The following is a 12064-nucleotide window of genomic DNA, read 5'->3' as shown; positions in this document are numbered from 1 at the left end:
CTCCGTTTTGGCTCCCTCTCCTTTGGAGAGGGCTGGGGAGAGGAAAAAAATGAAAAGATATTTAATATTATTACTGTTAAGTTTTCACGGACTTTGGGCTCAAGTACAATTTGAAGCCAGAGTAAGCAAGAACACGCTTGGTCTCAATGAAAGGCTACAAGTAGATTTTTTCATGAATATTGATGGAGATAATTTTAATGAACCTTCTTTTGATGGGTTTCGAGTTGTAGGAGGGCCAATGCAGCAAGTAAGTCAGTCATGGATAAACGGAAGGAGTTCTTTTGAAAAAGTATACACTTATTATCTTTTACCTAATCAAAAAGGAAGTTTAATCATTAAGCAGGCTACGATTGAATATAATGGGAGAGTATATAAAACTTCGCCAGTAAAAATTAATGTTACAGCGGCAATTGAACAACCTAAAGATCCTAATGATACTAGTGTTTCTGCTGATACTAATTTGTATTTAGTAGCCGATATTTCTAAAACAAATCCTTATGTAAACGAGCCTATAACGGTAGTCTACAAACTGTATTTTAGTTACAACATCGGAATTAGGAATTTTAAAGAATTGAGCAAGCCAAAGTACAATGATTTTTGGAGTCAAAATATCGATGTCAAGCAATTGGTTCTGGAAGAAGGGATGTTTAAAGGCGAAAAATTTCGTTATGTAGTTTTGAGAAAAACGGTTTTATATCCTCAAAAATCAGGTAAGTTAACCATTGAGCCACTTTCATTAGATATTGATGTAGAGTTGCCTACCAATCGTAGAAATATCTTTGGACAAATGCAAATAAAACAAGATAGTAAGCGAGTTTCGGCTGGTGCCAAAACTATTTCTGTAAAAGCATTACCTGAAGCTGGAAAACCAGCTGATTTTTCAGGTGCTGTAGGACGTTTTGATTTTAAAGTGACACCATCAAAAACCGAACTTAAAAATGGTGAAAGTTTGGATTTAGTGGTAAGTGTAGCGGGTAAAGGAAATTTGAAATTATTTACTTTACCAAAACCGGTAGTGCCTAATGCCCTAGAAATGTACGATGCTGTTCATAATGAGCAGGTAAATACACCACTTTCAGGAATGGTTGGGAAAATATCCGACAGTTATACCATTATCCCGCAGTATAAAGGAGATTATCCTATAAAACCAATGCAGTTTTCTTATTTTGATTTGAATTCGGGTAGCTACAAAACAATTAGTTCTAAGGAAATAATTGTAAAAGTACTCGATGGACCGACGGCTACTAATGCTACAGCACCTAATTCGGGAGTTCAAAAAAATCAGGTGGTGGCTAATGAGCAATTCAAGTATGTCAAGTTGGAAACAAAGCTGGAGCCTATTGCGCAGAATGATTTCTTTGGATCTAAATTATTCTATGGTTTATTGTTGATTCCTTTTGGATTGTTACCAATAATTGTATTGGCTAAGAAGAAAAAAGAAGCTATTGATGGCGACGTTGTTGGAAACCGAATCAAGAGAAACAACCGCTTGGCTAAGAAATATTTATCAGAAGCGAAGAAACAAATTAATAATAAAGAGCCGTTTTATGTGGCACTTGAAAAAGCCATGCATAATTTCCTGAAGGCTAAATTGCATATTGAAACCTCAGAAATGAGTAAGGACAATATCAAAGAAATTTTATTGTCTAAAAATGCTAATTCGGAGGCTGTAAATGAGTTTATTGCACTTACTGAAAATTGTGAGATTGCCAGATATGCACCTTCATCAAGTGCAACTATTCAGAAAGATTACGAAAAAGCAGTAAGCATCATTTCTGATTTGGAAAAACAGCTTTCTTAAAAAATTAACCACTAAGGACACGAAGAAGGCACAAAGAGCACAAAAAAATATGACTGAAAACGAAATATCAAAAATAGTATTTGAGAGTGCTTTGAAAGTTCATAAAGTTTTAGACCCGGGATTGTTAGAAAGTGCTTATGAGGAATGTTTGTTTTATGAACTTAAAAAATTTAATTTAAAAGTTGAAAAACAAAAAGCATTGCCATTAGTTTATGAAGATGTAAAGTTGGATGTAGGTTATAGAATTGATATCATTGTTGAAGATAAATTTATTGTAGAAGTTAAATCTGTCGAAACATTAAATGATGTTCATTTAGCTCAATTATTAACATATTTAAGATTGTCAGATTGTAAATTAGGATTATTAATCAATTTTAATGTCAAATTACTCAAAGAAGGAGTCAGAAGAGTGGTTAACGGAATACTTTAAAATAGTGAACTTCGTGCCTTCTTTGTGGTCTTTGTGTTTAAATAGTTTTATGAAAAATATAGTTTATATAGTATTGTTGATAAGTCAGGTTTTCTTTGCCCAAAATGGCTTCGAAAAAGGAAATGATTTGTATAAAAACGGCAAATATGAGCAGGCAATTGATGCCTATACATCAGAGTTGACTGCTAAGAAACAATCGGCGGAGTTGTATTTTAATCTGGGGAATTGTTATTATAAGTTAAATAAAGTAGCACCGGCAATTTACAATTACGAAAAAGCGTTGGTGTTGAAACCTAATGATAGCGATATTGCCAATAACTTGAGATTCGCTCAAAAACGTACCGTGGATGAGATAAAAGTGGTGCCTAAAGTAGGTTTTGCAAAACTGCTACGTGATTTCACGGCTAATTATCATTATAATACCTGGGCTTGGATTTCGGTTGCTTTTTCAGCCTTATTTTTAGTATCCTTTTTGGGATACTATTTTTCGGCGTTGACACTCAATAAAAGATTATTTTTCTTTGGAATGTTTGTCATGCTGTTGTTGTTGCTTATTAGTGTTTCCTCAGCTTTTTTCGAAAAAAGTCATTTTATAAATGAAAGACCAGCAATTGTTTTTGCCGAAATGACTGATGTTAAAAGCGAACCTCAAAATAAGGGTGCCAGCGTTGTAATTCTACATGAAGGAACCAAAGTTTTCGTAAAAGAAACAGTAGATAATTGGAAAAAAGTTCAATTAACCGATGGAACCGAAGGTTGGATTGATAGTAATGCTATACAAGAAGTGAAGTAATTTTTAGATTTACGTCACTTCGAGATATAATTTTTTTGTATAAAAAATTATATCTCGAAGTGACGTTTTTATTATTACTTTTTCTCTGCTTTCAAATTCCCGTACCATTTTGTAATAGAAGGATACATAAAACCCGCTGTTTTTTGAATTGGATTGTAAAAAATGGATTTATCAAGCGTTTCTTTTTTGGCAAAAAAGTGATTGTAATTTATTTTTTCGAAAATAGAAAAGACAAGTCCAACAATCAATACCGTTTTTAAAACACGAAATAATCCTCCACCTGCTTTGTTAATCCAACCTAAAAAGGCAAAATCAGCAATTCCGGTGAGGATTTTTGCTAAAAAAGTAATACCGACTACAACCAAAATAAACGTAAGAATAAAAGCAATTACCTGAATCGTATTGGGATTCCAATGTGCAAATCCTGAAAGAATATCTTTGGTAATAACCGAGAATTTAACAGCAAAATAAACCCCAATCATTAAGGAAAGAAAGGATGCCAATTCGAGAAAAAGCCCGTTTACAATTCCTTTATACACTGCAAACGCCAGTAAAGCGCCTAAAATAATATCTAAAAAACTCATTGATTAATATTTAATTAAAAAAGAACAAAGGTAAAAGAATATTCTAAAGTCAAAAAGGGACTGCTTATCTTTGTCGAAATAATTTTATGTTTTTGTGAGCGCATAACTCACAACTCATAACACATAATTGAAAAAATGTCAAGAGACACACAACTTAAAGAGCGCTGGGAAAAGCTCGTCGATATACTTTCTAATCAATTTTCGCAAGGTGAAGATTTAGATTTAGACGCCATTATTTTTCTAATTGGAGTTCAGGAACTAGGGAAATTTCACCGTGAATATAAAAAAGACGAGAAACTAAACCTGATGCATATTGCTATTTGTCGTTTGTTAGAACCTTATGGTTTTTATGAATTCGAATTTTTTGATGAAGATGGATGGCCACATTACAAAGTGAAAGACGAACTACCGCCTTTAAAAGCAGGGGAACAAACTGTTTTAATGAAAGAGGCAATCGTAAGTTATTTTATAGAAAAACAATTGATTGATTAATGATTGTAGAGTAACGATTGCAGACCCGAGCGATAGCGAACTGGCGAAGCATTTTAGATTTGCTTCAAAAACTCGTGACTCATAACTCATAACTCACAACTTTTGCTTAAATTTGCACACTCAATTATTGGATGAAAATGATAGATAAGATAAAAGAATATATTGGTGAAGCTCAAGCTTTTTCAACACAAGATACTGCCGAATTAGAATCATTTAGAATTAAATTTTTAGGAAGTAAAGGAATTCTAAAAGAATTTTTTGCTGAATTTAAAAATGTGCCTAACGAACAAAAGAAGGAATTTGGTCAGGTAATTAACCTGCTTAAAACTTCTGCAGAAGAAAAAGTAAAAACAATCCAGGAAACTTTAGAAAGCAAAGAAGAATCTAAAGGACTTTATGGCGATTTGACTCGTGCTGCTGAACCAGTAATTATTGGTTCCCGTCATCCTATTTCTATTGTAAAAAACCAAATTATAGATATCTTTTCAACTATTGGATTCAACGTTTCTGAAGGTCCGGAAATTGAAGACGATTGGCATAATTTTACCGCATTGAATTTGCCAGAATACCATCCGGCGCGTGATATGCAGGATACGTTTTTTATCCAGACTAATCCTGATACTTTATTGCGTACCCATACTTCATCCGTTCAGGTGCGTTATATGGAAAACAATAAACCGCCTATCCGAACTATTTCTCCGGGACGTGTTTTCCGTAATGAAGCCGTTTCATCACGTTCACACTGTATTTTCCACCAGGTTGAAGGATTGTATATTGACAAAGACGTTTCTTTTGCCGATTTGAAACAAACACTTTTGTATTTCACAAAAGAGATGTTCGGAAAGTCAAAAATTCGTTTGCGTCCTTCTTATTTCCCGTTTACGGAGCCAAGTGCCGAAATTGATATTTATTGGGGACTAAAAACCGAAACCGATTATAGAATTACCAAAGGAACCGGTTGGTTAGAAATTGGTGGTTGCGGAATGGTAGACCCTAATGTTTTGAAAAACTGTGGTATCAATCCTGACGAATACAACGGATTTGCTTTTGGAATGGGAGTAGAGCGTATTGCGATGTTGTTGTACCAAATTGGAGACATCCGTATGTTTTATGAAAACGATGTACGTTTCTTAGAGCAATTCAAATCGATAATATAATTTTAAAAAAAGTCCTTAGTATTTAGTCTTTAGTGAAATATTTTTTGCTAAGGACTAAGTACTAGGGACTCTTCACTTAATATATGAAAGCTGATATTACAATCCCCGAAGTTGAAAACGTATTTATTGCTGCCGTTCAGGAATGGAGCGATGATTTTATGGAGAAAGTTTGGTATGCTTATTTAGTAAACGACAGCGATTTTAACATTGAAAGTGCCATGGTGGTTTCTAAAGCTTTTGGAACTATCGATGGCGAAATGAAGAAAACCTCAATTTTACGTCATGCTTTTGTTGAAGTTCCTGCTGTTTCGGTAGTAAAAATAGAAATGGTAGAGAAAAGTGTTTTGGCTTTGAATAACGAATTCATGCTGACTTTCTTTATTGGAAATACTTTATACGACAAGAAATTTATCTTTAAAGCCAATTCCATTAACGAAAACAATACCGAAGAAGTGCCGATTCTATTTGTAGAAGGGGTAATTGTTCGATAAGCTATTAGCTGAAAAAATATTGACCGCAAATTCGCAAATTTTTAATGTGTGAATTTGCGGTTTTTTTTATTTTATTCTTTGTAAGTATATTTTCTATGTTTGAGTCGGAATAAAGTTTGACAAATCAGATCTGATTTAGCCTAAATCGGGTCGATTTGTGCTTTTTTGTTAGATATATAAAAGTTATAAGTAATTTAACGCAACCTTTTACAGAGTTAAGCATCTATAAGAAAACAGTAAATCTAACATCAATGAAAAAATTGAATATCCTATTTGTAGCGTTAATTATTTTATTTTCTTGCTCAAATGATGATCAAAATTTACAGAAAAATTATCAAGGAAAATGGAAACTTACACAAATGAGTGGAAACCTTCAAAATTCCGAAACAACTGGTTCTGATATGGAATGGCAAGAGTTCTACATATTAAATGCAGATGGAACATTTAAAAAATCAAGAGATAGAAATGGAGTTATAAAGGATGTTTCTGGAACATATAATTTAATTAAGTCTTCAAACGAAATGTATTTAGAACTTATTTTTAATAACGAAAGTGAAATTATTGGTTCTTGTTCTTCAAACTTAAAAGAAGAAATGCTTTTTCAATCTGAAAATACGTTTTCAAGTACTTGGCAAAATTGTGATGGTCCAGGTCTAAAATATGAAAAGGTGAATTAAAAACTGCTTACAACACTCGACCGTTCGATTTACCACAATCGTTAGCTTAGTTTTTTAAACTGTTTCAAAAAATATATAAAAACAAAACCGCAAATTCACACATTAAAAATTTGCGAATTTGCGGTTATTTTATTTAGTTGTAGAGGAAAAATTAATCCAGTTTATCCACTAGTTTTTTAAATACGGCTTTGGCATTTTTACCTTCGTACAAAATTTCATGAACGGCGTCTATAATTGGCGTTTTGGCACCATAGCCTTGATTGAGTTTGTAAGCACTTTTAGCGGCATAATAACCTTCGGCAACCATGCTCATTTCCATCATCGCACTTTTTACGGTGTAGCCTTTCCCAATCATGTTTCCGAACATTCTGTTTCTTGAAAAAACCGAATAACCTGTAACCAATAAATCGCCCAAATAAGCCGAATCATTGATGTTGCGTTTCATCTTGTGTACTTTTCGAATGAATTTTTTCATTTCTCGAATCGCATTACTCATCAAAACCGATTGAAAATTATCGCCATAACCTAAACCATGTGCAATTCCGGCTGCAATAGCATAAATGTTTTTAAGCATAGCAGCATATTCAGTACCAATAATGTCGTCAGTAATTTTAGTTTTGATGTAATTTCCAGCCAGATTTTTAGCTATATTCTTTGCTTTTTCGGCATCGCCACAAGCAATAGTCAGATAAGATAAACGCTCTAAAGCGACTTCTTCGGCGTGGCAAGGACCAGTAATTACGCCAATATTATAATAAGGAATGTCGTATTGAAAATGAAAATGTTCCCCAACAATCAAACTCGTTTCGGGAACAATTCCTTTAATGGCAGAGAAAATGATTTTATCTTTTAGAGAAACGGTTAGTTTTTGCAATTCGGTGTCTAAAAAGGCAGAAGGAATAGCAAAAATAAGGTAGTCTGCATAAGCAACCGCCTCGTTGATATCGTTAGTTAGTTTTAGTTTTTTGATGTCAAACTCCACTGAACTAATGTAGTTTGGATTGTGTTTGTGCGTTTTTATATGCTCAATTGCCGATTCATTACGCATATACCATGAAACTTCAGAAAGATTGACACATAACATTTTTGTAATGGCTGTTGCCCAGCTTCCACCACCAATTACTGCAAACTTTATATTTTCACTCATCTTTTTATAGTTTAACCAAAAGTACTTAAAAATGTAGTAATGAAGCAAGAGGAATCGTTTGGAATTGGATTTTAGTTTGTTGAAAGAATCTTTTTTTTATATTTTTTTTCTTCGATGATACAATAAAAAGTATAATCTTTTCGTTCTAATATTCTATGTATTAGTAATTTGAGTTTTGTAGAATGTTAGTATTAGTTAATTTAGTTTTGGTGTTATTTAAAAGGCGTCTAAGATTGTATTCGAAGACGCCTTTTTTGTTGAATTAGAAAAAAAATAGTTGCTTAGTAGCTCATTTCTACAATGGCTTTCAGTTTTTCTAAAGTAATATTTTGTCTTTCTCCCATAGCTTTCCAGCCTCTTTCGTCAAAACGATTAACGATAAAATCGGCAGTTTTGCTGTAATCATCAGTATATTGCGATAGTTTGGTGTCCATTCCCATAGTGTGGAAAAACTCAACCGTTTTGTTGATGGCTTCATTAGCAATTTCATCAACCGTTCCGGATAAATTAAAGATGCGTTTTCCGTATTGGGCTAATTTTTCTTTTTTGGTTTCGAATAAAACGCGGTATAAATTAGGTCCAATAATAGCCAATGTTCTGGCATGATCGATTCCGTATAATGCTGTTAATTCGTGACCAATCATGTGTGTTGCCCAATCATTAGGAACTCCTTTTTGGATTAATCCGTTTAAAGCCATGGTACAACTCCACATAAAGTTAGAAGCCAAAGCATAATCAGCAGGATTGTCAACCACTTTTGGCCCTACTTCGATTAAAGTTTGCAAAATTCCTTCGGCAATTCGGTCTTGTAAATAACCTTCGTGTGGATAGGTTAAATATTGTTCCATTACGTGTGTAAAAGCATCAACTACTCCGTTTTGCAATTGTCTTTTTGGTAAAGATTGAATCACTGTTGGATCACAAATGGAGAATTGCGGAAACAAAGCTGAACCTCCAAAAGCCAGTTTTTCTTGCGTTGCGGCAATAGTCACCACCGAACCAGAATTCATTTCGCTTCCTGTTGCAGGCAAGGTCAAAACCGTTCCAAAAGGCACAGCATTTTCTTTTATTAATAAATGTTTTTGAAGAATATCAATTGGATTTCCGTCGAAATTTACTGCACCTGAAATGAATTTAACGCCGTCAATTACTGAACCTCCGCCTACTGCAAGAATAAAATCAATTTTCTCAGCTTTTATCACTTCAACCGCTTTCATAAGGGTTTCAAAATGCGGATTCGGTTCAATTCCCGAAAATTCTACTATTTCAAATCCTTTAAGATTATCAATTACTTGTTGGTGAATTCCGTTTTTAAAAATGCTTCCACCACCATACGCCAATAAAATTTTAGCACCTTTAGGAACTAATTCGGAAAGTTTATTTATTTGTCCTTTTCCGAAAACCAGTTTAGTAGGATTGTATAATTCGAAGTTTAACATCTTATTTTTCAGTGTTTAATTGTTGTAATAATTTTTGTGCTACTAGTTTGGATGAGGCTGGATTTTGTCCTGTAATTAATAATCCATCTTCAACGGCATAAGGCTGCCAGTTTTCAGTTTTAGAATAAATTCCGCCATTGGCCTGAAGTACTTCTTCTAATAAAAACGGAACTACATTAGTTAATCCAACCGCAGCTTCTTCGGAGTTTGAAAATCCGGTTACTTTTTTTCCTTTTACTAAATATTCGTCTTTTATTTTTACGTCTTTTAGTACGCCTGGTGCGTGACAAACAAAAGCAATAGGTTTGTTGTTGTTGTAAAAAGATTCAATCAGTGCAATCGAATTTCGATCTTTAGTTAAATCCCATAATGGTCCGTGGCCGCCGGGATAAAAAACAGCATCGTAATCAGATTCTTTTACATGAGCTAATTTTAGCGTGTGTTTTAGTTTAGCCAATAATTCGGTGTCGGCATCAAATCTTTTGGTGTCTTCAGTAGCCGAAGCAGGATCAGCGCTTTTTGGGTCAATTGGTGGTTGTCCGCCTAGTGGAGTGGCAATGTCAATTTGAATTCCCTGATCGGATAATTCATAATAAGGAGCAGCCAATTCTTCGGTCCAAAATCCTGTTTTTTGTCCTGTGTTGCCTAGTTTATCGTGACTGGTAACTACAAATAATACTTTTTTCATCTTTGCGCTATTTTGTGCTGTTGCGGTAATACAACTTACAGTTAAAATTATAATCGTGAGTAATGCTTTTTTCATCATAATTGATTTTTGTTATTGCGAATTTACGGCAGATATGTTATTCGTAAAAATAATTTAAATTATGTTTGTGATAAATTTATTTATATCATGGTAAATCTAGAATGGTATCGAACGTTTAAATCGGTATATAAAAACAGAAATTTTTCTTTGGCAGCCAAAGAGTTATTTATCAGCCAGCCAGCGGTGAGTCAGCAAATTTCGATGTTGGAAGCCCATGTGGGTTATAAATTATTCAATAGAAAATCGAAAGGAGTTGAGCCGACGGAATACGCTAAGTTACTCAATAACTTAATCATAGAAGCCTTAGATCGTTTAGAAAATGTAGAAAATGGCTTTCGCTCTAAAGCATTTGATGCCAATAGGTTAATTACGGTAGGTATTTCGAAACATTTGTTTAATAGTATGGCGAGTCTTTTGATTTCCAAATTCGATTATATCGATTTTAGCTTTCACCATAACGATGCGCTTTTCGAATTGGTAAATACTAAAAAGATTGATTTTGCTATTGTGACTAAAAAATACGACACCTTTGACACTGTGCAAAAAAAGTTGGGTGACATTCGACAAATCATCGTAGGTTCAAAGAATATTGATGCAACAAAACTACAATTGGATATTCAGAATAGTGATTATAACGCCATTGAAAATTGGTTAAACGATCAAAAATGGTACAGCCATGATTCAGGAATTCCTCATATCAAATTGTTTTGGTTGCACGTTTTCAATAAAAAACGACCTTCGATGGTTCCAAATTACATCATTCCATCCGAGTTTGAAATGCTGGAAGTGCTTTCTAAAAATTCAGGTGTGGCTGTGACTTGGGATATCAATGCACGTTCTTTTATTCAAGACGAAAAATTACAATTGTTGTGGAAAACAGAGCAAATGCCTGAAACTACAGCCTATCTTTTGTCAGCGAAAAATACAGGTTTTAATTTGGTTGCTGAGGAAATCGAATCAGAATTGAAAAAGCTTTTGAGTTGATTTACTTTTTATAAAATAAATTATGATCAATATATTCCCAAACTTTAGTGGGAACTAAAGGGCGAACATTTTTACCTAATTTTATGTTTTCCCGAATAGCAGTCGAAGAAATTTCAACAACCGGAGCATCAATCATGCGGATTTTTGGATGGTTTTTATCCCGAAAAGTCGGGACTAAATTCTCGGCTTCGGTAGAAATACGTGGATAAACATAAATCTCATGATGCGCTAAAATAGCTTCATAATTTTTCCATTTGTGCAAAGACTTTAGATTGTCTTCGCCCATAATCAAAGAAAATTCATGATGCGGATATTTTTCTTCCAAATGCACTAAGGTAGTTACCGTATAATTAGGTTGTGGAAGCTTGAACTCAACATCGGATGGTTTGAGTTTTGGATAGTCTTCTGTGGCGAGATAAACCATCTGCAAGCGATGGTAATCGTCCAGCAGTGTACTTTTTTTCTTCAAAGGATTGTGAGGTGTAACCACTAACCACACTTGATCTAAGTCGGAATGCTCAGCCATGTGATTGGCAATAATGAGATGTCCAACATGAATGGGGTTGAAAGTGCCGAAATACAATCCTATTTTCATACTTGAAAGTTAAGGGTTTTTCGTTAAAAGTTAAAAGTTACGAACGAATAACCCTTAACAAATAACCTTTTTATTTTACAAAGTTTCGTACCAACTGAGTCGCTTCTTCTAATGCTACTTCTAAATCATAATTTTTTATAACCACATCAAATTGTGGAGCAGTAGCCAATTCTACGTGAGCTTTAGCAATTCGCATATTGATTTTTTCTTCGCTTTCGGTAGAGCGTTCTTTCAAACGTCTTTTTAGTTCGTCTACGCTAGGTGGTTTTACAAAAACAGCCAAAGTTTCTTCGGGGAATTTATGTTTGATACGCAATCCACCAGCCACATCAATATCAAAAATTACGTTTTTGCCCAAAGCCCAAATACGTTCTACTTCGCTTTTTAAAGTTCCATAAAAGTTATCTCTGTAAACTTCTTCCCATTCAACGAAATCTTCGTGTTTGATATGCTTCTTAAATTCGTCCAAAGAGATGAAATAGTAATCTTTTCCGTTTACTTCTTCGCCTCTGGCTTCACGGGTTGCTGCCGAGATAGAAAACTCTAAATTCAAGTCTTCTTGTTTTAATAAATGCCTAACTATAGTTGTTTTTCCGGAACCTGATGGCGCCGAGAATACGATTAATTTTCCTTTTTTCATCCCCTCCTAGCCTCCCCAAAGGGGAGGGATATTACGTTAATATTATGATTTATAGCCTCCTACTGCTC

Annotated in this window: 14 protein-coding genes; 8 read left to right on the top strand and 6 right to left on the bottom strand. The window is 34.1% G+C overall.

Going from position 1 to position 12064, the window contains the following annotated elements:
* Nucleotides 1-49 precede the first annotated feature (49 nt).
* Genes GTZ96_RS06565 through GTZ96_RS06555 form a run of 3 tightly spaced genes read left to right on the top strand, consistent with a single transcriptional unit; the run spans nucleotide 50 to nucleotide 3024 of the window.
* Entirely contained in the window at nucleotides 50-1801 is a 1752-nt protein-coding gene (locus tag GTZ96_RS06565; protein WP_161642107.1) for a BatD family protein, read from the top strand.
* A 49-nt stretch (nucleotides 1802-1850) separates the two neighbouring features.
* A complete protein-coding gene (locus GTZ96_RS06560) occupies nucleotides 1851-2231 on the top strand; it encodes a GxxExxY protein (protein ID WP_161642105.1) in 381 nt (126 codons plus the stop codon).
* Nucleotides 2232-2280: 49 nt separating this feature from the next.
* A complete protein-coding gene (locus GTZ96_RS06555) occupies nucleotides 2281-3024 on the top strand; it encodes a tetratricopeptide repeat protein (protein WP_161642103.1) in 744 nt (247 codons plus the stop codon).
* A gap of 74 nt (nucleotides 3025-3098) precedes the next feature.
* Here the strand turns inward: GTZ96_RS06555 and GTZ96_RS06550 are convergent, their stop codons facing one another.
* Nucleotides 3099-3608 (bottom strand): CvpA family protein, encoded by a 510-nt coding sequence (locus tag GTZ96_RS06550; protein ID WP_161642101.1) that lies wholly within the window; start codon nucleotides 3606-3608, stop codon nucleotides 3099-3101.
* Nucleotides 3609-3743: 135 nt separating this feature from the next.
* On the opposite strand from GTZ96_RS06550, the gene GTZ96_RS06545 reads away from it, so the two are divergent.
* From GTZ96_RS06545 to GTZ96_RS06530, 4 genes are all read left to right on the top strand, one after another.
* A complete protein-coding gene (locus tag GTZ96_RS06545) occupies nucleotides 3744-4100 on the top strand; it encodes a hypothetical protein (RefSeq protein ID WP_161642099.1) in 357 nt (118 codons plus the stop codon).
* Between the two features lie 137 nt (nucleotides 4101-4237).
* Nucleotides 4238-5257 (top strand): phenylalanine--tRNA ligase subunit alpha, encoded by a 1020-nt coding sequence (gene pheS, locus GTZ96_RS06540; RefSeq protein ID WP_161642239.1) that lies wholly within the window; start codon nucleotides 4238-4240, stop codon nucleotides 5255-5257.
* Between the two features lie 83 nt (nucleotides 5258-5340).
* Nucleotides 5341-5748 (top strand): hypothetical protein, encoded by a 408-nt coding sequence (locus GTZ96_RS06535; protein WP_161642097.1) that lies wholly within the window; start codon nucleotides 5341-5343, stop codon nucleotides 5746-5748.
* A gap of 251 nt (nucleotides 5749-5999) precedes the next feature.
* Nucleotides 6000-6425, top strand: a complete 426-nt coding sequence (locus GTZ96_RS06530; RefSeq protein WP_161642095.1) for a hypothetical protein — start codon at nucleotides 6000-6002, stop codon at nucleotides 6423-6425.
* A gap of 151 nt (nucleotides 6426-6576) precedes the next feature.
* On the opposite strand, the gene GTZ96_RS06525 is transcribed toward GTZ96_RS06530, so the two are convergent.
* From GTZ96_RS06525 to GTZ96_RS06515, 3 genes are all read right to left on the bottom strand, one after another.
* A complete protein-coding gene (locus tag GTZ96_RS06525) occupies nucleotides 6577-7572 on the bottom strand; it encodes an NAD(P)H-dependent glycerol-3-phosphate dehydrogenase (RefSeq protein ID WP_161642093.1) in 996 nt (331 codons plus the stop codon).
* A 281-nt stretch (nucleotides 7573-7853) separates the two neighbouring features.
* A complete protein-coding gene (locus GTZ96_RS06520; RefSeq protein ID WP_161642091.1) occupies nucleotides 7854-9011 on the bottom strand; it encodes an iron-containing alcohol dehydrogenase in 1158 nt (385 codons plus the stop codon).
* Nucleotide 9012: 1 nt separating this feature from the next.
* Nucleotides 9013-9777 (bottom strand): type 1 glutamine amidotransferase domain-containing protein, encoded by a 765-nt coding sequence (locus GTZ96_RS06515; protein WP_181033153.1) that lies wholly within the window; start codon nucleotides 9775-9777, stop codon nucleotides 9013-9015.
* Nucleotides 9778-9864: 87 nt separating this feature from the next.
* On the opposite strand from GTZ96_RS06515, the gene GTZ96_RS06510 reads away from it, so the two are divergent.
* On the top strand, nucleotides 9865-10761 hold the full coding sequence (locus GTZ96_RS06510; RefSeq protein WP_161642089.1) for a LysR family transcriptional regulator: 897 nt from the start codon (nucleotides 9865-9867) through the stop codon (nucleotides 10759-10761).
* A gap of 1 nt (nucleotide 10762) precedes the next feature.
* Here the strand turns inward: GTZ96_RS06510 and nadD are convergent, their stop codons facing one another.
* Nucleotides 10763-11356, bottom strand: a complete 594-nt coding sequence (nadD, locus tag GTZ96_RS06505) for a nicotinate (nicotinamide) nucleotide adenylyltransferase (RefSeq protein ID WP_161642087.1) — start codon at nucleotides 11354-11356, stop codon at nucleotides 10763-10765.
* A gap of 70 nt (nucleotides 11357-11426) precedes the next feature.
* Complete coding sequence (gmk, locus tag GTZ96_RS06500; protein ID WP_161642085.1) at nucleotides 11427-11996, bottom strand: guanylate kinase; 570 nt, start codon at nucleotides 11994-11996, stop codon at nucleotides 11427-11429.
* Nucleotides 11997-12064 lie beyond the last annotated feature (68 nt).

Source organism: Flavobacterium undicola (genome assembly GCF_009909155.2).
Lineage (GTDB): Bacteria > Bacteroidota > Bacteroidia > Flavobacteriales > Flavobacteriaceae > Flavobacterium > Flavobacterium undicola.
Note: the sequence above shows the minus strand (reverse complement) of the source record. Positions and strands in the feature narration are given on the sequence as shown.

Excerpts from the sequence above, each read along its gene's own strand:
- GTZ96_RS06515 (WP_181033153.1), bottom strand. The coding sequence starts at position 9,777 with ATGATGAAAAAAGCATTACTCACGATTATAATTTTAACTGTAAGTTGT.
- nadD (WP_161642087.1), bottom strand. The coding sequence starts at position 11,356 with ATGAAAATAGGATTGTATTTCGGCACTTTCAACCCCATTCATGTTGGA.
- GTZ96_RS06510 (WP_161642089.1), top strand. The coding sequence starts at position 9,865 with ATGGTAAATCTAGAATGGTATCGAACGTTTAAATCGGTATATAAAAAC.
- GTZ96_RS06550 (WP_161642101.1), bottom strand. The coding sequence starts at position 3,608 with ATGAGTTTTTTAGATATTATTTTAGGCGCTTTACTGGCGTTTGCAGTG.
- pheS (WP_161642239.1), top strand. The coding sequence starts at position 4,238 with ATGATAGATAAGATAAAAGAATATATTGGTGAAGCTCAAGCTTTTTCA.
- GTZ96_RS06520 (WP_161642091.1), bottom strand. The coding sequence starts at position 9,011 with ATGTTAAACTTCGAATTATACAATCCTACTAAACTGGTTTTCGGAAAA.
- GTZ96_RS06530 (WP_161642095.1), top strand. The coding sequence starts at position 6,000 with ATGAAAAAATTGAATATCCTATTTGTAGCGTTAATTATTTTATTTTCT.
- GTZ96_RS06525 (WP_161642093.1), bottom strand. The coding sequence starts at position 7,572 with ATGAGTGAAAATATAAAGTTTGCAGTAATTGGTGGTGGAAGCTGGGCA.
- GTZ96_RS06555 (WP_161642103.1), top strand. The coding sequence starts at position 2,281 with ATGAAAAATATAGTTTATATAGTATTGTTGATAAGTCAGGTTTTCTTT.
- GTZ96_RS06560 (WP_161642105.1), top strand. The coding sequence starts at position 1,851 with ATGACTGAAAACGAAATATCAAAAATAGTATTTGAGAGTGCTTTGAAA.
- GTZ96_RS06565 (WP_161642107.1), top strand. The coding sequence starts at position 50 with ATGAAAAGATATTTAATATTATTACTGTTAAGTTTTCACGGACTTTGG.
- GTZ96_RS06535 (WP_161642097.1), top strand. The coding sequence starts at position 5,341 with ATGAAAGCTGATATTACAATCCCCGAAGTTGAAAACGTATTTATTGCT.
- GTZ96_RS06545 (WP_161642099.1), top strand. The coding sequence starts at position 3,744 with ATGTCAAGAGACACACAACTTAAAGAGCGCTGGGAAAAGCTCGTCGAT.
- gmk (WP_161642085.1), bottom strand. The coding sequence starts at position 11,996 with ATGAAAAAAGGAAAATTAATCGTATTCTCGGCGCCATCAGGTTCCGGA.